This window comes from Streptomyces sp. SGAir0957 (genome assembly GCF_043523415.1).
In genome coordinates this window covers 103,030-126,060 of record NZ_CP027290.1, presented here as the reverse complement: position 1 = coordinate 126,060, position 23,031 = coordinate 103,030, and the positions used below count along the sequence as shown (strand labels likewise).

21 protein-coding genes are annotated in these 23,031 nt (G+C 70.9%); 11 read left to right on the top strand and 10 right to left on the bottom strand.

What is annotated here, in order from left to right:
* Positions 1 to 106: 106 nt before the first annotated feature.
* Positions 107 to 2,245, top strand: a complete 2,139-nt coding sequence (locus tag C1N81_RS00980; protein ID WP_394425735.1) for a glycosyltransferase family 4 protein — start codon at positions 107 to 109, stop codon at positions 2,243 to 2,245.
* Between the two features lie 9 nt (positions 2,246 to 2,254).
* Here C1N81_RS00980 and C1N81_RS00975 read toward each other — a convergent pair whose 3' ends face one another.
* On the bottom strand, positions 2,255 to 2,641 hold the full coding sequence (locus C1N81_RS00975) for a winged helix-turn-helix transcriptional regulator (RefSeq protein WP_394425733.1): 387 nt from the start codon (positions 2,639 to 2,641) through the stop codon (positions 2,255 to 2,257).
* A gap of 243 nt (positions 2,642 to 2,884) precedes the next feature.
* Here C1N81_RS00975 and C1N81_RS00970 point away from each other — a divergent pair, with 243 nt between their 5' ends.
* From C1N81_RS00970 to C1N81_RS00960, 3 genes are all read left to right on the top strand, one after another.
* On the top strand, positions 2,885 to 3,748 hold the full coding sequence (locus C1N81_RS00970; RefSeq protein WP_394426215.1) for an NAD(P)-dependent oxidoreductase: 864 nt from the start codon (positions 2,885 to 2,887) through the stop codon (positions 3,746 to 3,748).
* Between the two features lie 198 nt (positions 3,749 to 3,946).
* Positions 3,947 to 5,317 (top strand): NADP-specific glutamate dehydrogenase, encoded by a 1,371-nt coding sequence (gene gdhA / locus C1N81_RS00965; RefSeq protein WP_394425730.1) that lies wholly within the window; start codon positions 3,947 to 3,949, stop codon positions 5,315 to 5,317.
* A 119-nt stretch (positions 5,318 to 5,436) separates the two neighbouring features.
* Positions 5,437 to 6,162, top strand: a complete 726-nt coding sequence (locus tag C1N81_RS00960; protein WP_394425729.1) for an MBL fold metallo-hydrolase — start codon at positions 5,437 to 5,439, stop codon at positions 6,160 to 6,162.
* A gap of 107 nt (positions 6,163 to 6,269) precedes the next feature.
* Here the strand turns inward: C1N81_RS00960 and tgmC are convergent, their stop codons facing one another.
* The 5 genes from tgmC to C1N81_RS00935 all read right to left on the bottom strand — a co-directional run bounded on the left by tgmC (position 6,270) and on the right by C1N81_RS00935 (position 9,637).
* Positions 6,270 to 7,388, bottom strand: coding sequence for an ATP-grasp peptide maturase system methyltransferase (gene tgmC, locus C1N81_RS00955; RefSeq protein ID WP_394425726.1), 1,119 nt, complete (start codon positions 7,386 to 7,388; stop codon positions 6,270 to 6,272).
* On the bottom strand, positions 7,385 to 8,335 hold the full coding sequence (tgmB, locus tag C1N81_RS00950; protein WP_394425724.1) for an ATP-grasp ribosomal peptide maturase: 951 nt from the start codon (positions 8,333 to 8,335) through the stop codon (positions 7,385 to 7,387). Before tgmB ends, tgmC begins: the two co-directional genes overlap by 4 nt.
* The gene (gene tgmA / locus C1N81_RS00945; RefSeq protein WP_394425722.1) at positions 8,332 to 8,625 is read right to left on the bottom strand and encodes a putative ATP-grasp-modified RiPP; all 294 of its coding nucleotides are present in this window, start codon (positions 8,623 to 8,625) and stop codon (positions 8,332 to 8,334) included. Before tgmA ends, tgmB begins: the two co-directional genes overlap by 4 nt.
* Positions 8,626 to 8,849: 224 nt before the next feature.
* A complete protein-coding gene (locus C1N81_RS00940) occupies positions 8,850 to 9,329 on the bottom strand; it encodes an ATP-binding protein (RefSeq protein WP_394425720.1) in 480 nt (159 codons plus the stop codon).
* Positions 9,326 to 9,637, bottom strand: coding sequence for a hypothetical protein (locus C1N81_RS00935; RefSeq protein ID WP_394425719.1), 312 nt, complete (start codon positions 9,635 to 9,637; stop codon positions 9,326 to 9,328). The genes C1N81_RS00940 and C1N81_RS00935 overlap by 4 nt, the downstream gene beginning before the upstream one ends.
* A gap of 304 nt (positions 9,638 to 9,941) precedes the next feature.
* Between C1N81_RS00935 and C1N81_RS00930 the strand changes: the two genes are divergently transcribed.
* Positions 9,942 to 10,793 (top strand): helix-turn-helix domain-containing protein, encoded by an 852-nt coding sequence (locus tag C1N81_RS00930; protein ID WP_394425717.1) that lies wholly within the window; start codon positions 9,942 to 9,944, stop codon positions 10,791 to 10,793.
* Positions 10,790 to 11,035, top strand: a complete 246-nt coding sequence (locus C1N81_RS00925; RefSeq protein ID WP_394425715.1) for a DUF397 domain-containing protein — start codon at positions 10,790 to 10,792, stop codon at positions 11,033 to 11,035. Before C1N81_RS00930 ends, C1N81_RS00925 begins: the two co-directional genes overlap by 4 nt.
* 164 nt (positions 11,036 to 11,199) lie before the next feature.
* Here the strand turns inward: C1N81_RS00925 and C1N81_RS00920 are convergent, their stop codons facing one another.
* Together C1N81_RS00920 and C1N81_RS00915 are read right to left on the bottom strand one after the other, a co-directional pair.
* The gene (locus C1N81_RS00920) at positions 11,200 to 12,225 is read right to left on the bottom strand and encodes a DNA topoisomerase IB (protein WP_394425713.1); all 1,026 of its coding nucleotides are present in this window, start codon (positions 12,223 to 12,225) and stop codon (positions 11,200 to 11,202) included.
* Positions 12,226 to 12,304: 79 nt separating this feature from the next.
* Complete coding sequence (locus tag C1N81_RS00915; protein WP_394425711.1) at positions 12,305 to 12,613, bottom strand: hypothetical protein; 309 nt, start codon at positions 12,611 to 12,613, stop codon at positions 12,305 to 12,307.
* 228 nt (positions 12,614 to 12,841) lie between these two features.
* On the opposite strand from C1N81_RS00915, the gene C1N81_RS00910 reads away from it, so the two are divergent.
* Together C1N81_RS00910 and C1N81_RS00905 are read left to right on the top strand one after the other, a co-directional pair.
* The gene (locus C1N81_RS00910) at positions 12,842 to 14,509 is read left to right on the top strand and encodes a cellulase family glycosylhydrolase (protein ID WP_394425709.1); all 1,668 of its coding nucleotides are present in this window, start codon (positions 12,842 to 12,844) and stop codon (positions 14,507 to 14,509) included.
* A 183-nt stretch (positions 14,510 to 14,692) separates the two neighbouring features.
* Complete coding sequence (locus C1N81_RS00905; RefSeq protein ID WP_394425706.1) at positions 14,693 to 16,894, top strand: MMPL family transporter; 2,202 nt, start codon at positions 14,693 to 14,695, stop codon at positions 16,892 to 16,894.
* Positions 16,895 to 17,500: 606 nt separating this feature from the next.
* Here the strand turns inward: C1N81_RS00905 and C1N81_RS00900 are convergent.
* On the bottom strand, positions 17,501 to 19,462 hold the full coding sequence (locus C1N81_RS00900) for a protein kinase domain-containing protein (protein ID WP_394425705.1): 1,962 nt from the start codon (positions 19,460 to 19,462) through the stop codon (positions 17,501 to 17,503).
* Between the two features lie 450 nt (positions 19,463 to 19,912).
* On the opposite strand from C1N81_RS00900, the gene C1N81_RS00895 reads away from it, so the two are divergent.
* The gene (locus tag C1N81_RS00895; RefSeq protein ID WP_394425703.1) at positions 19,913 to 20,305 is read left to right on the top strand and encodes a VOC family protein; all 393 of its coding nucleotides are present in this window, start codon (positions 19,913 to 19,915) and stop codon (positions 20,303 to 20,305) included.
* A gap of 68 nt (positions 20,306 to 20,373) precedes the next feature.
* Here C1N81_RS00895 and C1N81_RS00890 read toward each other — a convergent pair whose 3' ends face one another.
* Positions 20,374 to 20,940 (bottom strand): TetR/AcrR family transcriptional regulator, encoded by a 567-nt coding sequence (locus C1N81_RS00890; protein ID WP_394425701.1) that lies wholly within the window; start codon positions 20,938 to 20,940, stop codon positions 20,374 to 20,376.
* A 232-nt stretch (positions 20,941 to 21,172) separates the two neighbouring features.
* Between C1N81_RS00890 and C1N81_RS00885 the strand changes: the two genes are divergently transcribed.
* Complete coding sequence (locus C1N81_RS00885; RefSeq protein WP_394425699.1) at positions 21,173 to 22,222, top strand: aldo/keto reductase; 1,050 nt, start codon at positions 21,173 to 21,175, stop codon at positions 22,220 to 22,222.
* 166 nt (positions 22,223 to 22,388) lie between these two features.
* Positions 22,389 to 22,943 carry a hypothetical protein gene (locus C1N81_RS00880; protein WP_394425698.1) on the top strand — a complete coding sequence of 185 codons (555 nt, stop codon included), beginning with the start codon at positions 22,389 to 22,391 and terminating at the stop codon, positions 22,941 to 22,943.
* Positions 22,944 to 23,031 lie beyond the last annotated feature (88 nt).

Genomic DNA, 23,031 nt, shown 5'->3' with positions numbered 1-23,031 from the left:
ATACACCGTTATGTCGCGTTGGACATGTGAACGAACTGTGGATTTGAATAGCCCGGCACATGTGTAGGGCATGTATAGCGGCCGGCGCGCAGAGGGAAAACATCAAGTGAAGATCGCGTTCCTCATCAACAACGCGTACGGCATCGGCGGCACCATCCGCGCCACCGCGAACCTTTCCCGCGCCTTCGCCACCCGGCACGAGGTCGAAGTCGTCAGCGTCCACCGGGTCCAGGACGAACCGGCTATCCCGCTCGACGAGCGGGTCGTCCTCTCCTCGCTGATCGACATGCGTGAGGACGCCCCCACGTACGAGGGCGGCCACCCCCTCCGGCAGCAGCCCTGCACGATGTTCCCCGACACCGGCGCCGCCGCGAACTCCGCCCGCCTGCCCTACTCCGCGCTCCAGGACGAGCGGATCGGGGCGTGGCTGCGCGACACCGACGCCGATGTCGTCATCGCCACCCGCCCCGACCTCAACGGGTATCTCGCCCGCGACGGACAGCCCCGCTACCTGCGCGTCGGCCAGGAACACCTGAGCCTCGACGCCCACAACGCGACGCTGCGCGGCCACCAGAACCGGGCCGTCGCCGGTCTCGACGCCTTCGTGACCGTCTCCGAGGCCGACGCTGCGCAGTACCGCGCCGCGCTCCCGGACGTCGGCGCCCGCATCCTCTGCGTCCCCAACAGCGTCCCGGTGCCCGACGTCGAACCCTCCGACCGCACCTCGAACGTCATCGTGGCCGCGGGACGGCTCGTCTCCGTCAAGCGCTACGACCGGCTCATCGACGCCTTCGCCAAGGTCGCGGACGCCCACCCCGAGTGGACCCTGCGCATCTACGGCCGTGGCCCCGACAAGCCCGCCCTGCGCGCCCGGATCAACGAACTGGGTCTCTACCAGCGCGTGTTGCTGATGGGTCCCGCCTCGCCCATCGAGACCGAGTGGGCCAAGGGCGCCATCGCCGCCGTCTCCTCCGACATGGAGTCGTTCGGCATGACCATCGTCGAGGCCATGCACTGCGGCGTCCCGGTCGTCGCCACCGACTGCCCGCACGGCCCCGCCGAGATCATCGACCACGACGTGAACAGCGTGCTTGTCCCGCTGGACTCCGGTGTCGACGGCTACGCCATCGCCCTCGACCGTCTGATGGGCGACGCGGACCTGCGCTCCAAGCTGGGGGAGGGGGCCCGCGAACGCGCGGCCACGTTCGCCCCCGACGCGATCGCACGCCGCTACGAAACCCTCTTCGAAGAGCTCTCCGCCGCCCGCCGCCCCGCCAAGGGCTCCCTCTGGAAGCGCCTGCGGAGCGCGCTGCCCGCCTCCTCTGCCGCGTCGCGCACGCCCGTCGCCGCCGAGCCGGCCGAGCCGGAGCCGCCGCGGCCCACCGCGCACGCCCGCGCCACCGCCGACGGCGCCGTGACCGTCGTCCTGGACCCGGCGACCCTGCCGGAGGGCCAGCTCGACTTCCTCGCGCGCCTGCGCCGCGACAGCAAGGGCCGCGAGGTGCGCCTCCCGGTCCAGCAGGTCAAGAGCGCCGCCGGGGGCCGCGCGTTCCAGGTGACCCTCGACCCGGCCGAGCACGAGCTCGCCGAGGGCCGCTGGGACTGCTACGTCGTGCGGCGCGGCACGAAGGACAAGCGCATACGGCTCGCCGTCACCCTCGCCGAGCAGGCCCGCCGCGTCGGCCGCCCGCCGCTGACCTCGCACGGCCACGTCGTCTCCTGGCTCCCCTACGCCACCACCGACGGCTTCCTCGCCCTGCGCACCTGGCAGCGCCCCGCGCACGCCGAGATCACCGCTCTCGTGCAGGACGAGGACGGGGCTACCGTCACGGCCCGGCTGCTCACCGGGGGCCCGGCGGTCGCGCTGACCGACGCGGCCCGCGTCGTCGCCGTCTCCCGCCACGACACGACCCACGACTTCGGCGTCCCCGTCACCCGCCGGGCGAACGACGGCGACGGGGAACGGGACTTCACCTTCACCCTCCCCTACGCCGAGGCCCTCGCCCTGCGCGTCGACGAGCACGACCTGTGGGACCTGCGTCTGCACCCCGGGGGCGCCACCGACGGGCCCGTGCCCGTCGGCCGGATCGGCGGCGACATCGTCGACCGCAAGAAGGCCGACACGGTGCCCGCCGTCCACCTCACGCACCCGGAGCGGGGCCGCACCCGGACGAAGCCGTTCTTCACGGTCAACAACGACCTGGCGCTCAGCCTGCGCGACGACGACAACGCCGACGAGGAGTAGGACTCCGCGTCAGCGGGCGGCGCCGAGCCGTTCCGGCTCCTCCAGGTCGTCGGGCCGCCCGAAGCCCTCGCGCAGCACCCGCTCGGCGCCCCAGACGCCGAGCGGGGCGAGCGCCTGGTTGAGCGTGTGCCCGTGCTCGGTCAGGGAGTACTCGACGCGCGGCGGCACCTCGGCGTAGACCTCGCGGTGCACGAGGCCGTCCTCCTCCATCTCGCGCAGATGCTGCGTCAGCATCTTCTCGCTGACCCCCGGCATCCCGCGCCGCAGCTCCGCGAAGCGGCGTACGCCGTGGGCGTGCAGCTCCCAGAGGATCAGCCCCTTCCACTTGCCGCTGACCACGTCGAGCGCGGCGTCGATGCCGCAGATGTACGGTCCGCGCCGGGGTGCCTTCGCCACGTTTCGTTCCTCACTGGGCCGGGGGCCGGAGACTCCTGAGATACCTGGGACTTACGAAAAGGTAAGTACCGCAGAAAATAGTAGGTACTTCCCCGGGGCGGTGCCGCTCTCCAGCATGGAGACGTGAACAAGATCCAGAATCCGCAGAACCCGCAGAACCCGCAGAACCCGCAGAACTCGCAGAACTCGCAGAACTCGCAGAACTCGCAGAACTCGCAGCGCCCACACCTCCGCCCCGTCACCGTGATCGGCCTCGGCCCCATGGGGCAGGCGATGGTCCGCACCCTCCTCGCCGCGGGCCACCCCGTCACCGTCTGGAACCGCACCGCGAGCCGCGCCGACGACCTGGTCGCCGAAGGGGCGACGCGCGCGGAGGCCCCCGCCGATGCGGTCGGGGCGAGCGGCCTCGTCCTCCTCAGCCTCACCGACTACCGGGCGATGTACGACATCTTCGGCACCGCCACCGCTGCCCTCCGGGGCCGCACCCTGGTCAACCTCAGCTCCGACACCCCCGACCGCTCCCGCGAGGCGGCGCGCTGGGCCGCGGAGCACGGCGCCGCCTTCCTCACCGGGGGCGTCATGGTCCCGGCGCCGATGGTCGGCACGGAGGCGGCCCACGTCTACTACAGCGGCGGCCCCGACGCGCTGGCGGAGCACCGGGAGGCGCTGGCGCTGCTCGGCACGCCGAAGTACCTGGGCGAGGACCCGGGCCTCGCCCAGATGATGTACCAGGCCCAACTCGCCGTCTTCCTCAGCACGTTGTCCGCCCTGATGCATGCCACCGCGATGCTCGGCACCGCCGGGATGAAGGCGAAGGAGGCGCTGCCGGAGCTGCTCGCCTCCGCCGACGCGATCGGCGCCATCCTGCGGGCGGGCGAGGAGCACCCGGGCGCCGCGCTCGACGCGGGCGAACACCCCGGCGACCTCAGCACCGTCACGATGATGGGCGCGACCGCCGACCACATCGTCGAGACGAGCAGGACCCTCGGCCTCGACCTGGCGCTGCCCCTGGCGGTCCAGTCCCACTACCGCGGCGCCCTGAAGGGCGGCCACGGCGGCGACAACTGGACCCGCGTCATCGACACCATCCGGGGCTCCGCGCGCTGACCGTGAGACATCCCCGCGTCCGGCGGGCGGCCGCCGGACGCGGGGAGGGTGGCGCGGGAGGGTGGCGTGCGGCACTTCTGGAGCCGGGCCCGTTTGACCCCCGTGCATCAGGAGAGCACTGCTCTGCCACCATGCAGAGCACGCCCGGTCGCATCGACGGGCACACGCGAGAGCCGCCGGCCCGGAAGGGACTGCTTCATGAACACAGCCGCCACGACCGCCCAGGACACGCGGGACACCCTGAGTTCGCTCCACGACGAACTCGTGCGCCGCAACCCCGCCCAGCCCGAGTTCCATCAGGCGGCGCACGAGGTCCTGGAGTCACTGGCGCCGGTCCTCGCCGCCCGCCCCGAGCTGGCGGAGGCCGCGCTCGTCGAGCGGCTCTGCGAGCCCGAGCGGCAGATCGTGTTCCGGGTGCCGTGGCAGGACGACGCGGGCCGCACCCACGTCAACCGCGGCTTCCGGGTGGAGTTCAACAGCGCGCTCGGCCCCTACAAGGGCGGCCTGCGCTTCCACCCGTCGGTCAACCTGAGCGTCGTGAAGTTCCTCGGCTTCGAGCAGATATTCAAGAACGCGCTGACCGGCCTCGGCATCGGCGGCGGCAAGGGCGGCAGCGACTTCGACCCGCACGGCAAGTCGGACGCCGAGGTCATGCGGTTCTGCCAGTCGTTCATGACCGAGCTGTACCGGCACATCGGCGAGAGCACGGACGTGCCCGCCGGTGACATCGGCGTCGGCGGCCGCGAGATCGGCTACCTGTTCGGCCAGTACCGGCGGATCACCAACCGCTGGGAGAGCGGCGTGCTCACCGGCAAGGGGACCGGCTGGGGCGGCTCGGCCGGCCGCACCGAGGCCACCGGCTACGGCAACGTCCTCTTCCTCGCCGAGATGCTCCGCAAGCGCGGCGAGGACCTGGCCGGACGCCAGGCGCTGGTCTCCGGATCGGGCAACGTGGCCATCTACACCGTCGAGAAGCTGCACCAGCTCGGCGCCGTCGCCCTCACCGTCTCCGACTCGCGCGGCTACGTCGTCGACGAGAAGGGCATCGACCTCGACCTGCTCAAGCAGATCAAGGAGGTCGAGCGCGGCCGCGTCAGCGACTACGCGGAGCGCCGCGGCGCCTCGGCGACCTACGTCCCGGGCGGCTCGGTGTGGGAGGTCCCCGCCGACGTCGCGCTGCCCTCGGCGACCCAGAACGAACTGAACGCCGCCGACGCCGAGACGCTCGTACGGGGCGGAGTGCGGGCGGTGTCGGAGGGCGCCAACATGCCCGTCACCCCGGAGGCGGTCCGCGTCCTCAAGGAGGCGGGGGTCGCCTACGGGCCGGGCAAGGCGGCCAACGCGGGCGGCGTCGCCGTCAGCGCCCTGGAGATGCGCCAGAACAGCGGCCGCGACAGCTGGACCCGCGACCGCGTCGAGGACGAACTCGCCACCGTCATGCGCGACATCCACGACGTGTGCTGGGAGACCGCCGAACGCTACGGCACCCCCGGCGACTACGTCAGCGGCGCCAACATCGCCGGGTTCGAACGGGTGGCGGAGGCGATGCGGGCGCAGGGCCTGATCTGAATCTCTCCCGGTCGCGGCGGCGCGGCGGCCCGGGGGATCACCGAATCCCCCCGCGCCGCCGCGGCCCCGGGGCTACGCTCCCAGCGGCCGACCACGATCGTCCGAGGAGACGCCCCCTGATGAGACTCGCCCCGTCGCTGCACCGCATCGGCTCCGACTACGTCAACTGCTACCTCGTCGACACCCCCGACGGACTCACCCTGATCGACGCGGGCATCCCCGGGCACTGGGACGGCCTCCTGGCGGAACTGCGCGCACTGGGCCGCCCCGTCGAGGACATACGCGGTGTCGTGCTGACCCACGGCGACACCGACCACCTCGGCATCGCCGAACGGCTGCGCCGCGACCACGGCGTGCCGGTGCACGTGCACGAACTCGACGCCGCGCGGGCCCGCCGCGAGCCGAAGCAGCCGAACGGCAAGGCCGGCAAGGTCGGTGTCGGCGCGACGGCCAAGTTCCTGTGGCACGGGATGCGCAACGGCGCGTTCCGTGTGCCCGGCGTCCAGGAGGTGACCACGTTCACCGGCGACGACACGACCCTCGACCTGCCGGGCGCGCCCCGGATCGTCCGGGTCCCCGGGCACACGCCCGGCAGCGTCGTCGTGCACGTTCCCGGCGTCGACGCGGTCTTCGTCGGCGACACGATGACCACCCGCAACGTCCTCACCGGCGTCACGGGCCCGGCCCCCGCCCCGTTCACCCTCCACCCCGGCGAGGCCCTCGCCTCCCTGGACCGGCTGGACGGCATCGAGGCCACCTGGGTGCTGCCCGGCCACGGCGCCCCCTGGGACCGGGGCCTGCCCGAGGCGCTCGACCGCGTCCGCGCGGCAGCGAAGCAGGCCTGAGCGGCCGGGTCGCGGGACCGGCCCTCACTCCAGCAGCTTCAGCACCGCCTCCTCGATCGGCCCCTGCGTCGCCGGATGCCCGAACGCGGCGCCGTGTCGGGCACGGCCTACCAGTGGATGCTCTGGGAGTCCGCTGTGACGGTCACGGTGGCCTTGTCCGCCGCCGGAGCGCCGGCCGCCCGCCACCGGCCGATCAGCGCCTCTGCGGCCTCCCACAGGCGGCTCGGGCCACCCTCGCGCACGATCCAGCGGCCTCCTTCCTTTCGCAGGGCGGCGAATGCGCCGGTTTCGACGTCGATCAACACGTCCTCGTCGTGCGAGCCGGTCCGCAGCTTCAGGTGCTGGGCGGTCGGCACGGCGAACTGAGTGATGAACCGGGTGGTCCAGTCGGCCAGGACGTCGGCTCCGATGCGCGCCTCACGCTCGACGCCGACGGTGAGATCCGGCAGGACGCCGAGCGGGGGCGGGGTGTGCGGGCGGGCCGGCATGAAACCGACGCGTCCCCCCAGCACTGGTCCGGCGGCGGTTCCGCCCTCGTGCACGGTCAGGCGCACGAGGTCGGAGGCGTTGAGCCATCCCCCGATGGTGGTGAGGATCTGCCCGCCCGGCCGGGTCTGCTCGATCCATCGCGCAGGCACGCGGCGCACCGCGCAGGTGGCGATGGCGCGGTCGTAGGGGCCGTTCTCGGCGTGGCCCAGGAGCCCGTCGCCCGTCAGGAGGGTGGGGAAGAAGCCGAGCCGCCCCAGGGCTTCGCGGGCTGCCCGCGCGACGTCGGCGTCGTACTCGACGGAGGTGACGTTGTCCGCGCCGAGGCGATGACAGGCCAGGGCTGTCGAGTAGCCGGTGCCGGTTCCGATCTCCAGCACCTTCATCCCCGGCTCCACCCGTAGCTCCTCAAGCATCCGCAGGACGAGGGAGGGCAGGGTGCTGGAGCTAGTGGGTTCCCGCATGATCTCGCCGCGGACGTCCGCAGGCTTGATCGTGCCTGCGACCTGGGTGACCAGGGACTCATCGAGGTAGCAGGTCGGCAGCCATTCCGGGCTGCTCCGGTGGACCGCCTTCCAAGCGGTGGGTGTGGTGTGAGGGACGACGCGGAAGAACCCGCCGCGCAGGAACTCGTGGCGCGGCACCGCGGCGGCAGCCCGCTTCCACGGTTCTGTACGCAGGGCCCCGTCGGCTGTGAGCCTGTCGATCAGGTGGTGCAGGAGTTGTTCGTCGTCGTTCACGGCTTCCCTTCCAGCAGGTCGGCGAGCGCCGCGCACATCGGCAGACCGGTCTCGGACTCCAGCCAGTACCACTGTCCGGAGCTGTTGCATTCCAGGAACCACCATCGGCCGTCGGCGTCCACGGCGAAGTCGAAGGCGCCGAAGAGGAGCCCGAAGTGGTCCATGTATGTGCGGAGGGCTTTCTCGATTGCCGCGGGTTGGTCGACGGGGGTGTAGCGGAGCACGTCGTAGTCGGTCCTCCAGTCCAGGAGCCCGGAGTCGATCCGTACGGAGAACGTGTGCTGCCCGATGACGGTCACACGGACGTCCGCGGTCTTCGGCACGCGCTCTTGGAAGAGGTGCGCGCTGCCTGCCACACGGTCGTCGATGTCATCCGCACGTACCTCGGCGACCTTGACGACCTGGGAGACGCCGTCGACGAGATAGACCGGGTTGTGGAGTGGTTTGTAGATGACGGGGTGGCCGCTGCCCTTGATGAACGCCCGTGCGGAGCCGGGGTTCGAGGTGATGAGGGTGCGCGGCACCAGGAATCCCGCGTTGACTGCGGCGGCGAGTCCAGCGGGCTTGAACTCGGCGTCGCCGATGCGGTGCGGGTGGTTCACGTACCGGCAGCCGGGCAGTGACGCGATCACTCCACCGAGGCCGTAGCGGGCCTGCGTGGTGGCGAAGCGAGCGTCCTGTTCGTCGAGGTGGGGGAAGGCGAACCCGGTGGGACGGCGGTAGTACAGCGAGCGGACGCCCGCCAGGTCCGCCGTCCGTGACGGGGTGTCGAGACGGCCATGCACACCGTCCTGGGCGATCTCGGCCTCCACCGACAGTGATGCGGGGAAGTCCCCCGGGTCGAACCGCACGACCGGGATGTCCCGGCCGTGCAGCTCGGCAATCACTACGTCGGCGGTGGGGTCGTTCAGACTGGTGACGACCAATACCGGACGCGCGTCAGTCACTGATCGTTGTCGCTGCCGGTGTCGGTGTCCTGCGTGGAGCCGTTGCCGTCCGGACTGGTGCCGGTGGCCGGGTTGGTTCCGGTACTGGTGCCGTGGCCGGGCATCTCCATGACCATGCCGTTGATGTCGAAGAACTGGGCGGTCTGGGTCCGCTCGTCGAGGCGAACGCCGGCGTAGCCGGGCGCCGTCGTCGGATACGGGGCCATACGACCGACACCCCAGGGGACGGGCGTGGTGACACCTTGCGGGACCGCGGGCCCCGTGGGCAGGCGGTCGGAGTGGGCGAACATGTTGTGCTCCTTGTTGTCGCGGGTTCAAGGCGATTGGACGGGCCCCGTAGGAGGACCCGCCCCACACCGGCCGCCGTCCGTCGGACATGGCGTCGGCGCGTGGAGCCCTGGCGCGGAGATCGCGAGGAGCACGTCATCCGCGCCAGGAGTCGAGTTGTCAGCCCGTCATGAGTCCGGGCCGCTGAACTGGGCCAAGGTGTGCGGCGCGTGCTGCGCCGGGGTGGTCATGCGGTCCCCCGCAGGGCTGTGGTGGGAATTTTGAAACAGCACCAGGTCTTGGTCCCGTCCGGGCTCACGCCGCAGAGCGTGGCGAGCGCGCTGACGATGAACAGGCCGCGACCATGCTCGTCCAAGTCGTCGGCCGCGGCGATGCGGGCCTGCTCGGTGGAACCGTCGTCCACCTCGATCGCCAGCACGTCAGTGCCGAACAGGCACCGGAAGACGACATCGCCCGTGCCGTGCGTGAGGGCATTGGTGACGAGTTCGCTGATCACCATCTGCGCGTCGTCCACGAGGCAGGACAGGCCCCAGTGACGCAGCCTGGCCGCGCTGACCCTCCGGAGGTGGCCGACCCAGAGCCCCTCGTACGGGGGGCAGGGTTGTCCTGCGGATCTGGGACGACGACGCAGGTGCAGGCTCAGAACCTGGTCCTCCCGCAGCGAGTCCGAGTCCGCCACTACGTCCTCGACGGTGCCGATGATCACTCGGGCACCTCGCTCTCGGCGTGCACCAGGACGAGGAAGCCGCCGTGCTCGGCGAACCAAGCGAGGTCGTGCCGGTCCTCGCGGGCCGTCAGGCTGAAGCAGTCCGTGTGGGACCGATCCCGGGGCACCTGCCCGCCCAGCCGGACCGCCAACTGCCGGGAGGCGTTACGGCCCCATGCGTTGAGGTAGTCGAGCCGACGCCGCATCTGCTCGGTACGAAGCCGGATGAGCCGCACGTTGCGGTCCGGTGTTATGGGTGGCTGGTCCGGCCCCGTGCGCCGGGCGGCGGTGTCATTCTCGCGGTCCATCCGGTCAGGGGACCGGTGCGTAGTGCTTTGGCTCGTCATCAGCGGCCTCGGCTCGTCGGGGTGGGGCGCGGAGACCGCCCCTCACGGGGGTGGGGGGCGATCTCCGAACCGGCGTACCGGTCCGCGCAAGGGCAGGCGTGACTTGGCGTCACCAATGATCTTGACCTGACGGCCAGTCACGTCCGTCGCGGAGTTAGCTTGCTCCTTTTTTGCTTTGTAGCGCAACACATTCGTCAACAAGCTAAAAAGGCGCGAACGCTCGTGCACGTGGCCAGAGGTGACGCAGGCGTGCCAAACTGCGCCTATGACGCAGAAGAGAGCGACGCCGTCAGTCAAGAGGCGACGTGTCGGGGCCCAACTGCGCCAGTGGCGCGAGGCAGTTGGAATGCCGTCCGGCGACGCCGCGCGCGCCATGGGGTGGAGTCAGGCCCGCTTCTCCCGCGTTGAGCGCGGTTACTACCGCATCACGCACGATGAGGTGTTCGATCTCTGCGCGAAAATCGGCGTTGACGACCCCGAAGGGGTGGAAGAGGTCGCCCGTGTCGCCGAGGAGTCAACCGGCAAGGGCTGGTGGACTTCATACGCCAACAAGAGCGGTGTCAGCGAGCAGTACCTCGACTTCGTCGAACTGGAGGCGGAGGCGGAGACCATCCGCATCATCCACCCAAAGGTCATCCCGGGCCTTGTTCAAGCGCCCCGCTACGTCAGGGAGATGCATTCGAGCGCCCGGTCCAATGACCCCGAGTCGCTGATCGCGATCCGTCTGGCGAGGCAGGAAGTCCTCAGTCGGGCCCGGTTCCACGGGATCGTTCCTGAATCCGCCCTTCACGCCCAGTTCGAGTCCGGGTCAGGACTGATGAAGGACCAGATCCGCAAGCTGATCGACGCTTCCGAGATGGAGAACGTCACCATCCAGATCCTGCCTCTGACGGCACACCCGTCCTACGGATCAAACGGAGCCATGACGATCCTCACGTTCCGACACCCGTGGACGCCTGTCGCCTCGATCGACAATCCGATGGGCGGGTCGCACACCATGGACCCCGACCACGTTGTCTACCTGGAAGCCGAGTTCGAGAACATCGCCAGCGCGGCACTTTCCCCGGGCGAATCACGGGATCTCCTGAACAAGTACCTGGAAGGACTGCACCAGTGACCACCAACAGCGGACGCTTCCTCACGGCATCAGAACTTGAAGAGGCCGTCTGGACGAAGTCTTCCTACAGCGGGGACTCCAACGGACAGTGCGTCGAGGTAGCCGCCCTGACGGCCGCGCCGTTTTCCGGCAAGCGGGCTGTCCGGGACTCCAAGGTCCCGAACGGCCCGGTTCTCGTCCTCGACGAGCCCTCGATGACCACCTTCCTGACGTACGTGGCGAACGGACGGTTCGACGTCTGACAACCCCATGCACATGACGAGACCCGGCTCCCCCATCCCATATCTGGAGGAACCGGGTCTCGAAGTATCTGCTCATGAGCCGACATCAACCTGCCCCGGGTGATCGAGGCGCTCGACCGGGTGCGCGCGGCAGCCAGGGGAGCGGCGGGGCCCACCACAGGCCCTCACTCCAGCAGCTTCAGCACCGCCTCCTCGATCGGCCCCTGCGTCGCCGGATGCCCGAACGCGGCGCCGTCGCCCAGCTCGTCGAGGTCGTCGGCGATCGTGCGGCCCTGCTCGAAGAGTTCGATGACCCGGGGGTTGATGTAGGAGGCCCGGCACACCGCGGGCGTGTTGCCCAGATAGGCGCTGACCTCGCGCACCGCCCGGACGACCGCGCCCTTGCGTGCGGTACGGGACTCCTTCGCCATCCGCGCGGACACGGCGAGGGCGACCGCCGCGAGGACCGTGGCGTGCCAGGTGCGGAAGTCCTTCGCGCTGATGTCACGGCCCGCGCTCTCGCGCAGATAGGCGTTGAGTTCGGCGGCGTCCAGCTCGTGCCAGGCGCTGCCCTGCCGGTAGGCGAAGAGACGGGGGCTGTCGCCCTCCCGCCGCAGCAGGGAGCGCAGCACCTTGCAGGCGGGCGGGTCGACGAGCACCCGGCTCTGCGTCTTGGAGAACTTCGCCGGGTATGTGAGGCAGACCTCGCCCGAGCTACAGGTGGCGTGCTCCTTGAGGAGGGTGGTCAGCCCGTACGTGCCGTTGTCCCGCCGGTAGGACTCGTTGCCGATGCGGAAGAACCCGAGGTCGAGCAGGCGTACGGCGCAGGCGAGGACCCGCTCGCGGCACAGCCCGCGCCGGTCGAGATCCTCCGTCACCCGCGCCCGCACGTCGGGCAGCGCACGGGCCACCTCCAGGACGTGACCGTGCTTGGCCAGCTCCTGCTGCTCCCGGAAGCGCGGGTGGTACAGGTACTGCCGCCGTCCCGCGGCGTCCGTGCCGACGGCCTGCAGGTGGCCGTTGGGCCACGGGCAGATCCACACGTCCTGCCAGGCCGGCGGGATGACGAGCTGTTGCAGGCGCTCCCGCTCCGCGGCATCGGTGATGGGGCGCCCCGAGGGATCCTTGTAACGGAATCCCCGCCCCGAACGGATCCGGGTGATGCCCGGCCGGTCGAGGTGGCTCGTCCGCAGCCGCCGCTTCTCGTGCATATCCCAGGACTGCCCCGGGGCGGCACCGTCAGACCTCGGTCGGACTCGTTCGGCGCAGTGGCGTCTGCGTCCGCCCAGGTCAGCCGTGCGGGTGTGCGGCGTCCACGAGCCGCCACCCGTGACCGCTGCACCCCGGCGGCGGAGGCGGGAAGCGGTGCCCGCGCACGTCGGTGCTGAAGCCGTGGTGCTCCTGGCAGTCGCACTCGTAGATCCCGGAGTCGGGCACGATCTCACCGGGGTGGAACACCTGGGTCCGACCGTCGCCGGTCCGTCCCTCGCCGGCCCGACCGTCGCCGGTCCGACCGTCGCTGGTCCGACGGCCACCGTTCTGACCGTCGTTGGTCCGACCGTCGCCGTTCTGACCATCCCTGTTCTGACTGTCGCTCATAGGCCCGGTCTAAGGCCGGGCCCGCCCGGCGCGCGACCGGGGTGCGCCGGACGGAGCAGGGCTCAGGCACAGGTACAGGCGTAGGCATAGGCACAGGCACGTGGCCCCTCTTGACGTGCCCCTGTCGACCCTGGCTATATGGGAGCGCTCCCACGCTCAACCCGTTCCGCACCACGGCACACCTTCCTCACCTTCACCCTCACCTCACCCTCACCCTTCGGAGCCGCAGTGAGAAGAAGTGCGACCAAGACGTGCAGCAGTGCGGCCACGGCGCTCTTAGCCGCCCTGGCCACCCTCCTCGGGCTGCTGGCCCTGACCGTTCCCGCCGCGCACGCCGCCCCCGCGCCCGACTCCGCCGCCGCGACCGGCCTGCACATCAGCGACGGCCGCCTTCTCGAAGGCAACGGCAACGACTTCGTGATGCGCGGCGTCAACCACGCCCACACCTGGTATCCCGGCGAGACGCAGTCGCTGGCCGACATCAAGGCGCTCGGCGCCAACACCGTGCGCGTCGTCCTCTCCGACGGCTACCGCTGGAGCCGCAACACCCCCGAGGACGTGGCCGCCGTCGTCGCCGACTGCAAGGCCAACCGCCTGATCTGCGTCCTGGAGGTGCACGACACCACCGGCTACGGCGAGGACGCCGCCGCGGGCACGCTCGACCACGCGGCCGACTACTGGATCAGCCTCAAGAACGTCCTCGCGGGGCAAGAGGGCTACGTCGTCATCAACATCGGCAACGAGCCCTGGGGCAACACCGATCCAGCCGGCTGGACCGCCCCGACGACCGCCGCGATCCAGAAGCTGCGCGCGGCCGGATTCGCCCACACGATCATGGTGGACGCGCCCAACTGGGGCCAGGACTGGCAGCAGGTCATGAAGGCCGGCGCCCAGCAGGTCTACGCCGCCGACCCGACCGGCAACCTGCTCTTCTCGATCCACATGTACAGCGTGTACGACACGGCACAAGAGATCACCGACTACCTGAACGCCTTCGTGAGCGCCCGGCTCCCGCTCGTCATCGGCGAGTTCGGCGGCCCGGCCGACCAGTGGGGCGACCCCGACGAGGACACCATGATGGCCACCGCGCAGCGGCTCGGCCTCGGCTACCTGGCCTGGTCCTGGAGCGGCAACACCGACCCCGTGCTCGACCTGGCGATCGACTTCGACCCGGCGCGCCTCAGCTCCTGGGGCGAGCGGATCTTCCACGGCGCGAACGGTATCGCCCAGACCGCCCGCGAGGCCACGGTGTTCGGCTCCACCACCCCCGACACCCAGGCCCCTACGGCCCCCGGCACCCCGACCGCGTCCGCCGTCTCCTCCACGTCGGCGACGCTGACCTGGCCGGCGGCGACGGACAACAAGGCAGTGACCGGCTACGACGTCGTCCGCGTCACCGGCACCACGGAGACCACGGTGGCCGCCACCACGACGACCAGGGCCACTCTCGACTCGCTCACCCCGGCCACGACCTACACGTTCGCCGTGTACGCGAAGGACGCGGCCGGCAACCGCTCGCCCCGCTCGGCCACGGTCACCGTCACCACCGACAAGGACACCGGCACCCCGGGCGCCACCTGCGCGGTCACCTACCGCACCACGAACACCTGGCCCGGCGGCTTCCAGGCCGACATCGCGATCCGCAACACCGGCACCGCCCCCGTCAACGGCTGGACCCTCGGCTTCGCCTTCCCGGCAGGCCAGACCATCAGCAACATGTGGGGCGGCACCCCGACCCAGACCGGGGCGCAGGTGAAGGTGGCCGCGGCCTCCTACACGGCCACGATCCCCGCCGGTGCGACGGCGACGGTGGGCTTCACGGGGACGACGACGGGCGGCACCAACCCGGCCCCCACCACGTTCACTTTGAACGGCACCACCTGCACGTCCGCCTGACCGCACCGCACCGCACAGCACCGCACCGCACCCCACGGGACGGGACGGCGGTCCACGTCCTGGGGCCGGCGACCTGGGGTCGGCGTCCTGGCATCGGCGACCTGGGGTCCACCACCTGGTGGACCCCAGGTTCAACCGGTCGCCGCTGTCGGCACCCCATGCTTCGCGACGACGATCGTCGGCATGAGGAATCTCCCTGTACGCATGGCCCGTTGGAGCGCCGCCCGCCCCTGGCGCGGCATCGTCGGATGGCTCGTCTTCGTCGTCCTGTGCCTCGGCATCGGCATGACGGTCGGCACCAACCCGGCGACGACCGAGGACTTCCGGATCGGCGAGGCCGGACGCGGCGAGGAGATCGCCGCCGAGGGCGGACTGCGGCAGCGGCCCGTCGAGCACGTCCTCATCACCGCGAAACCCGGCGGCACCTTCGACATCTCCGCCGCCGACGCGGCCGCCACCGAGGTAGCCGCCCGGATGAAGAAGCTGCCCGAGGTGCGCGCCGTCGCCGACCCGGTGCGCAGCGAGGCCGGCACCGCCGTCCGCGTCACCGTCACCATGCGGGGTGCCGAACTCGACGGCAAGAAGCACGTCGACCCGCTCCTCGCCCAGACCGCCGCCGTGCAGAAGGCCCACCCGGACCTGCGCGTCGAGGAGACCGGCTCACCCTCCATCAGCAAGGGCGTCGACAAACTGCGCGGCGACGACCTGTCCCGCACCGAGGTCATCGCCCTGCCGGTCACCCTCATCACCATGCTGCTCGTCTTCAGCTCCGTGGCGATGGCCCTCGTACCGCTGCTGCTCGCGCTCTCCTCGATCGCCTCGGCCGTCGGCCTGTCGATGGCCGCCTCGCACGTGTTCCCCGACGCGGGCGTCGGCACCAACGTCATCCTGCTCATCGGCCTCGCCGTCGGCGTCGACTACACGCTCTTCTACCTCAAGCGCGAACGCGAGGAACGGGCCCGCGCGGGCGGCGAGTTGAGCCCCCGGGCCGTCGTCGAACTCGCCGCCGCCACCTCGGGCCGCGCCGTCGTCCTGTCCGGGCTCGCCGTCGCCGTCTCCAGCGCCACGCTCTACCTCGCCGACGACGTCATCTTCTCCTCCATCGCCACCGGCGCGATCCTCGTCACCCTCGTCGCCGTCGTCTCCTCCCTGACCGTCCTGCCCGCCCTCCTCGCCTCGATGGGCCTGCGCGCCCAGCGCCGCGCCGAACGCCGCGCGGCCGGCGGACGCGCGCCGAAGAAGCAGCGGGCGCACAAGTACGGCCCCGGCCGGCTGACGGCCGCAGTACTGCGCCCCGTCGCCAAGCACCCCGCCGCCACCCTCATGGTCACCGTCGTCGCGCTGCTCGCCCTTGCCGCCCCGGTCCTCGGCCTCAAGCTCACCGACATGGGCCGCGAGACCCACTCCCGCTCCATCGCCGCCATGCAGGTCTACGACCGTCTCAACGCGGCCTACCCGGACCTGAAATCCATGCACCAGATCACCGTCCGCGCCGACGCCGACCGCGCCCCCGAGGTGAGCGCCGCCCTGCGCGCACTCGCCGCCGACGTCGAGGACGACCCGCGCCTGAGCGGCACCTCCACCCTGCGCACCTCGCCGGACCACCGGATCAGCATGCTCCAGCTGCAGGTCCCGCACTACGTCAGCAGCGACGAGGCGCAGAGCTCGCTCAAGGACATCCGCGACACGTACGTACCCGAGACGGTCGGCAAGGTGCCCGGCGCCGAGACCGCCGTCACCGGCGACGTCGCCCGCTACACCGACTACCCCACCCACCAGGAACAGAAGCTGCCGCTCATCATCGGCGCCCTCCTCCTGGTCACCTTCGCCATGACCGTCTGGGCGTTCCGCTCCGTCGTCCTCGGCCTGGTCGGCATCGTCCTCAACCTGCTGTCCGCCGCCGCCTCCCTCGGCATCCTCGTCCTGGTCTTCCAGCACACCTGGGCCGAGGGACTCGTCGACTTCACCTCCACCGGCTCCATCGGCTCCCGCGTCCCGCTCTTCCTCTTCGTGATCCTGTTCGGCCTGTCGATGGACTACCAGGTCTTCGTGATCAGCCGCATCCGCGAGGCGGCGCTGCGCGGAGTCCCGACCCGCAAAGCCGTCATCGAGGGCATCGGCTCCTCCGCCGGGGTCGTCACCAGCGCCGCCGCCGTCATGGTCACCGTCTTCGCCAGCTTCGCCGCCCTGCACCTCATCGAGATGAAGCAGATCGGCTTCAGCCTCGCCGTCGCCGTCCTCCTGGACGCCTTCATCATCCGGATGCTCGTCCTGCCGTCCCTGATGCTCCTGCTCGGTGAGGCGAACTGGTGGCCCTCGCACTCCGCACGCCGCGCGCGCACCGGGGAGCGGACGGGTGTGCGGCCGCTGGAGCCGGTGGGCTGAAGCGCAGCCCAGGTGATCTGGTCAGGCGAGGGGGCTGATCACGGTGTCTGTTGAGCGGGCCGGCCACCGGCCTTTGCCGCGCGGTGAGTCGCCGCTGTGGGCGGTGGTCTCGCTCGCCGGCAAGACGCCGGTGGCCATGGCGCCGCCGGCCGTGGTGTTCCTCAGCAGGGAAGCCCCGGGCGGATACACGCTGGGCGCGGGTCCGGCCTCGGCGTACGTGCTGGGCGAGATGACCGGCGCACCGCTGCTCGGGGCGCGCCTGCGCGCAGGCCGCACACGGCAGCAGTTGGCCGCAGGACTGGCCATGGGCGCCGTGGCGTTCGCCGCCCTCCCGCTCGCGCGCTCCACGCCACTGCCCGTGCCGATCACCCTCGCCTTCCTCGCAGGCGCGACTCCGGCGGAATGCCCTGGCGGAACACGTGGCCTGCTGACGCGGATGGTGCGGGACACCCAGGTACCGCGTGCGCTGAGCATCGAGGCGACCGTGACGCAGATCGCCCGCCCTGGTCGAGGACCGGCAGGTGAACTCAAGATCTGGCTCGCCCGCCGCAGTCGCGCAGGTGGCCTACTCGCCCGGAGCCGCCGCCCACGTGTGGAACGCACACGTCACTCACCGCCACCCCCATTCCCACTGCTCCACAGCTCCCCTCCGTCCTTGGTGATGGCGACGGTGCCGTCGGCGCGGAACTCTAGGAGCGCGCCGCCCTCGGGATAGCCGGTGTTGGAGGCCCATACGGGCTTGTCGTCGGCGGTGTAGACGACCAGGTTGCCGTCCTCCTGGAACACCGCTTTGTAGTGCTCACCGGACGTGTCGGAGGCCCAGCGGCGCCGGTCGTCGCTGTAGGCGACCAGGTTGCCGTCCTCCTGCATGACCAGCTTCACATGGGCCGCCTGGAGGAAGTCGCCGGTCTCCAGCGTCTTGCGGGCGCGGACCGTCATCGTCTCCGGGAGTCCGGCGACCGTGTCGGTGCTGAACAGGTCGTGGCCGTTCTTGGTGATGGCGACGTCGCCGTCGGCGCGGAGTTCGAGGACCGCACCCGTAGAGGCACCGGTGTCCGATGCCCAGACCTCCTCCTGGCCGGGGTTGTAGACGACCAGGTTGCCGTCCTCCTGGAAGACCGCCTTGTAGTTCTCGCCGGACGTCCGGGACGCCCAAGTCGGCTGGTTCTGCTCGTCGTAGGAGACCAGGTCGCCGTTCTTCTGCATGACCAGCCGCACATGGGCCGTCCGGAGGGACTGACCGGCCTCCAGCACCTTCCCGCCGCGCACCGTCAGCGACTGCGGCAGCTTCTTGCCCCCCGCCCCGCCGCCGGAGCCGCTGTGACTCCCGGACCCCGTCGGTTCCTTGGAGTCGGCGGTCGAACCGGAGCTCTGCAGCGCGAGGGCGGTCGCCGCGACGACCGCGACGACGGCCACCGCGCCGGCGGCGAGGAACGGAGTACGGCGGTACCAGGCCGGTCGCGTGCCGGTCGCGGATGCGGGCGAGGGCGTGGGTACGGGCGTGGGTACGGGCGCGGGCGGGGCCGAGGACGCACCGGCCGGATCCGCGTACGTCGGAGGCGGCAGGAACCGCGTACCGGCGGCGACCGTGGGAGCCGCGTGCGCCACGGGGCCGCCGCCGGGAACGTCACCCGGGACCGAGACCGCAGCCGCACCCTGGTCCGCGACAGTCGGCAGAGGCAGGGGCAGGGGACCGGCGCCCGCGACGGCCGCCGTGTCGTCCGCGGACGGCGTCGACGCGGTGATCCGCTGATAGGCGGGGTGCCGCACGACGTCGAGTTCGCTGTCGCACAGCTCCACGATGCGCTGCGGCTCGGGCCGGCGGGCCGGGTCCTTGTCGGCGCAGGCCCGGATCAGCCGGGCCATCTCCTCGGGAACGCCCGCGAGGTCCATCTCCTCGTGCACGGTGCGGTAGGAGACGGTGGCCACCGAGCCCTGCCCGTACGGTGCGCGTCCGGTGAGGCAGTAGGCCATGGTGACGCCCAGCGCGAAGACGTCGGAGGCCGGTCCGGTCTCGCTCCGGGTGAGGGTCTCGGGCGCGATGAAGCCGGGGGTGCCGATGGCCGCCCCGGCCAGCGTGATGTTGGCCATCGTCTCGCTGCGGGCGATACCGAAGTCGATGAGCTGGGGGCCGGTCGCCGAGAGGATGACGTTCTGCGGCTTGATGTCACGGTGCAGCACGCCGTGTACGTGGATGTCGGCCAGCCCCTCGGCGAGCGCCGCGAGCACGGCGCGCGCGAGGTCGACCGGGAACGGCCCGGAGGCGTCGACCGCGTCGGCCAGCGTCGGCCCCGGCACGTACTCGGTCGCCATCCAGAAGGGCGGGGTGGTGACTTCGGCGTCGATGAGGGCGGCCGTGAACGCGTTGCGGACGGTGCCCAGGGTCTCCACCTCCCGCCGGAACCGGTCCAACGCGTCCGGATCGGCCTGGAGATGGGCGTTGACGACCTTCACCGCGGCGGGCCGCCCGCCCGGGGTCCGTCCGAGGTAGACGCTGCCCATCCCCCCGGAACCGAGCCGGCCGAGCAGCCGATAGCGACCTATGTGTGCCGGATCGGACTCTTCCAACGGGTGCACCTGACAGGCCCTCCAGGCAGGTCGAACGCGGGGATCCGTACGGCACGGATCGCTACAACGAGGCTGGTGCCCAAGACTCCCCGCACCGGAAATGCCGCCTCCGGCGCCACCGGCAGTGAGCGCGCAGGCACCCTCGGCGATACGCCGACTCCCCTGTTGACCTGCACTCCTTCGACCCTGCCCCCACCCGGAAGCTTAACGGGCCTTCGCCTGCCCGGAGCACCGGCAGGGGCTGCCCGACAGCACTGCGCCGCGCATCAAGCCCACCCGCACAGGCAAGAGTTGCCCTACAGGGCCCTGAAGCGCTGAAGCGCCCGCGACCAACAAGGAGGCGGCAGCGATCGCTGCAACACAAAGACGGACGAGGTGTGAGGAGCGGCCCGGCGACACAGGGTCCACTCCACCCCGTGTCGTTCGATCTGTTCCGTACGCTCGGCCGTCATGAAGACAACGGTCTCCTTTATCCATCACCTCGGGGTGTTCGCGTCGGACTTCGAGGCCAGCGAACGGTTCTACACCGCTGCGCTGGACGCGCTGGGGATCGGCGTCGGCTACCGGGCCGACGGGGTCACCGAGTATTGGCGTCCGGAGCAGGACACGCCGTCGTTGTCCCTGGAACGGGCGCAGGACGGGGCTGCCGTCACCTCCGGGGCGCACATCGCGTTCACGGCGGCCGGCCGGGACGCGGTGGACGCCTTCCACGCGGCCGCGGTGGCGGCCGGGGGCGCCTCCCGGCACGGGCCCGGCTGGTGGAGCGAGTACCGCGCCTACTGCGCGTTCGTCAGCGACCCGGACGGCAACAACATCGAAGCCGTCCACAAGGAGATCTCCTAGCTCCGGCGCCGCCCTGCTGTGCCGTGCCGTGCCGTGCTGTGCTGTGCGGGGGCGGCTCCCGGTGTGTCTCAGTGCTTGCCGCGCACGGGGCGGAAGCCGTGGATGGCCAGTTCCATCAGCCGGTCGGCCTGGGCTTGGCCGTCGGGGGTGTCGGCGGTGCGCCACAGGCAGCTCATGAGCATGATGACGTCGACCGGGTCGATGCCCTCCCGCATCTCTCCGGCCTGTGCGCAGGCGCGCAGCAACTCGGCGACGGCCGCGGTGACCGGTGGCCATGAGGAGCTGATGACTTCCTGGGCGGCGGCGGAGTGCATCGCCTCGCCGAGGCCGTGCTTGATGCGGATGTAGGCCGCGAGGGTGGTGAACCAGGTGCGGAAGGCGTCCAGCGGGGGGTGCGAGGCCAGGAGCCCGGGCACGGAGGCGACAAGGCGGTCCACGTCGTGCCGGTGCACCTCCAGGATCAGTGCCTCGCGGGTGGGGAAGTGACGGTAGAGGGTGCCGGGGCCGATGCCGGTGCGCTTGGCGATCGAGTTCAGCGAGGCGTCCGGGGACTCGGCGAGCACTTCGTGCGCGACCCGCAGGATGGCCTCGCGGTTCCTCTGCGCGTCGGAGCGCTGGGGCGCGGTACCGGTCATGGGGGCTTCCTTTCGTACGGGCTCGGGCGGATCGGCAGGGTCGGGTGGATCGGCGGGGTCGTACGGATCGGTGGGGTCGGGCGGATCTGCTGGGTCGGGTGGATCCGCGGGCTCGGGGGGATCCGCGGGCTCGGGCGGATCCCCGATTGCGATCCGGAGAGTTCTCCGTTAGCGTCGGACGGGACGGCGGAGAACTCTCCGCTTAGCGTCGTACCAGTGTAGGAGCACCCCCATGCGCTACATCAAACTCGGCCGCACCGGCCTGGACGTCTCCCCGATCGCCATCGGCGCCATGACCTACGGCGAGCCCGACCGCGGACACCCCGTCTGGTCCCTCGACGAGGAGTCCAGCCGCCCGCTGATCAAGCACGCCCTCGAAGCGGGCATCAACTTCTTCGACACCGCGAACATGTACTCCTACGGCTCCAGCGAGGAGATACTCGGCCGGGCGCTGAAGGACTTCGCCCGCCGTGACGACGTCGTGATCACCACCAAGGTCCGCCACGACATGCGCCCCGGCAGCCCCAACGGCGGCGGCCTGTCCCGCAAGGCGATCATGACCGAGATCGACCACAGCCTGCGCCGCCTGGGCACCGACCACGTCGACATCTACATGATCCACCGCCTGGACCCCGACACCCCTCTGGAAGAGACGCTGGAGGCCCTCAACGACGTGGTCAAGGCCGGCAAAGCCCGCTACCTCGGCGCCTCCTCCATGCACGCATGGCAGTTCGCCAAAGCCCTCCACCTCCAAAAGGCCCACGGCTGGGCCCGCTTCATCACCATGCAGAACCACTACAACCTCCTCGCCCGCGAAGAGGAACGCGAGATGCTCCCGCTCTGCGAGGACGAAGGCGTAGGGACCATGGTGTGGAGCCCGTTGGCCCGCGGCCGCCTCGCGCGCCCCTTCGACCAGGCCAACGCGGGGCAGCGCGCCGCGACCGACGCCGGCTTCGCCGACATGCTCTACAAGGCCAACGCCGAGAGCGACCGGCAGATCATCGCCGAGGTGGGCGCGATCGCCGAGGATCGCGGCGTCTCCCGTGCCCAGGTCGCCCTGGCCTGGCTGCGCCGCAACCCCGTGGTCGCCGCGCCCCTCGTGGGCGCCCGTACCGTCGAGCAGATCGACGACGCCGTCGCCTCTCTCGACCTCGACCTCACCGACGACGAAGCCCGCCGCCTCCAAGCCCCCTACACCCCCCGCCACGACCTGCAGGGCATCTCCGACTCCCGCGAACTCGACCGCATCAAGGCCGCGATCCCCGGCTACGCCAACACCTGAGCACGCACACCTGAGCACGCAACAAACCACCACCCCCGGACGCCGGGCCCTCCGCGGAACACAGAGGCGGGTTCTCGCCGCCGTCGCGTCGCGCCGCGCCGTGCCTCCCGACCCGACGACGGTAGGTTGATCACCGGTCGGCCGGAAGGCACGGGGAGGAGCCGCTGTGACGGAATTCGAGGTCCCGGGGCCGGAGCCCGACTGGCAGCCCGCGACGCAACCGCCCTATGGCACGGGCAGGAACCCTGCCTCCCAGTACAGCGTGTGGGAGCACGTCGCCCCGCTGTTCCAGCTGATCGGAGGGGTGGCGTTGCCGGTGCAGCCGATCGCCCGGCGGCTCTGCCTGCGGGTGGAGCGTTCGTGGGACGGGCTGGACGAGTTGGACGTCGCTCTGTTCAGGCTGCGGGGCTTCAGCTTCGCGATCAGCACGCATGACGGCAATCCGCTCTGCGTCTCGTCCGTCTGGCTCACCGAGCCGCACGCGGAAGCCGACCAGGCCCTGGACACCCTCTTGAAGGTGGTCGGGATCGGGCAGGACGCTGTCGTGTTCCGCGGAGACCCTCGCGAAGGCCCCCGCGACGACCCGGCCGAGAGCACCGCCACAGCGCAGGAATCAGGCGTCCCCGGCGACCTCCCGACCGCCGCTCGGCCGACCTCTCCGTGGTGGGCAAGGCTCCGGCGTGCAACTGGTATGCCCCCAGCCCCCAATAAGCAGCCTTAACGCTTCACAACGGTCATCGGGAATCAGCCACGACCCACCACGACCCCCCACCACCACCAGCCACACCGGGCGCTCCAGGTGTCCCAAG

Bases quoted from the DNA above. Each gene is read 5' to 3' on its own strand.
- gdhA (WP_394425730.1), top strand. From the start codon at position 3,947: ATGAACACAGCCGCCACGACCGCCCAGGACACGCGGGACACCCTGAGT.
- C1N81_RS00960 (WP_394425729.1), top strand. From the start codon at position 5,437: ATGAGACTCGCCCCGTCGCTGCACCGCATCGGCTCCGACTACGTCAAC.
- tgmA (WP_394425722.1), bottom strand. From the start codon at position 8,625: ATGTTCGCCCACTCCGACCGCCTGCCCACGGGGCCCGCGGTCCCGCAA.
- C1N81_RS00935 (WP_394425719.1), bottom strand. From the start codon at position 9,637: ATGGACCGCGAGAATGACACCGCCGCCCGGCGCACGGGGCCGGACCAG.
- C1N81_RS00930 (WP_394425717.1), top strand. From the start codon at position 9,942: ATGACGCAGAAGAGAGCGACGCCGTCAGTCAAGAGGCGACGTGTCGGG.
- C1N81_RS00920 (WP_394425713.1), bottom strand. From the start codon at position 12,225: ATGCACGAGAAGCGGCGGCTGCGGACGAGCCACCTCGACCGGCCGGGC.
- C1N81_RS00915 (WP_394425711.1), bottom strand. From the start codon at position 12,613: ATGAGCGACAGTCAGAACAGGGATGGTCAGAACGGCGACGGTCGGACC.
- C1N81_RS00905 (WP_394425706.1), top strand. From the start codon at position 14,693: ATGAGGAATCTCCCTGTACGCATGGCCCGTTGGAGCGCCGCCCGCCCC.
- C1N81_RS00895 (WP_394425703.1), top strand. From the start codon at position 19,913: ATGAAGACAACGGTCTCCTTTATCCATCACCTCGGGGTGTTCGCGTCG.
- C1N81_RS00890 (WP_394425701.1), bottom strand. From the start codon at position 20,940: ATGACCGGTACCGCGCCCCAGCGCTCCGACGCGCAGAGGAACCGCGAG.
- C1N81_RS00885 (WP_394425699.1), top strand. From the start codon at position 21,173: ATGCGCTACATCAAACTCGGCCGCACCGGCCTGGACGTCTCCCCGATC.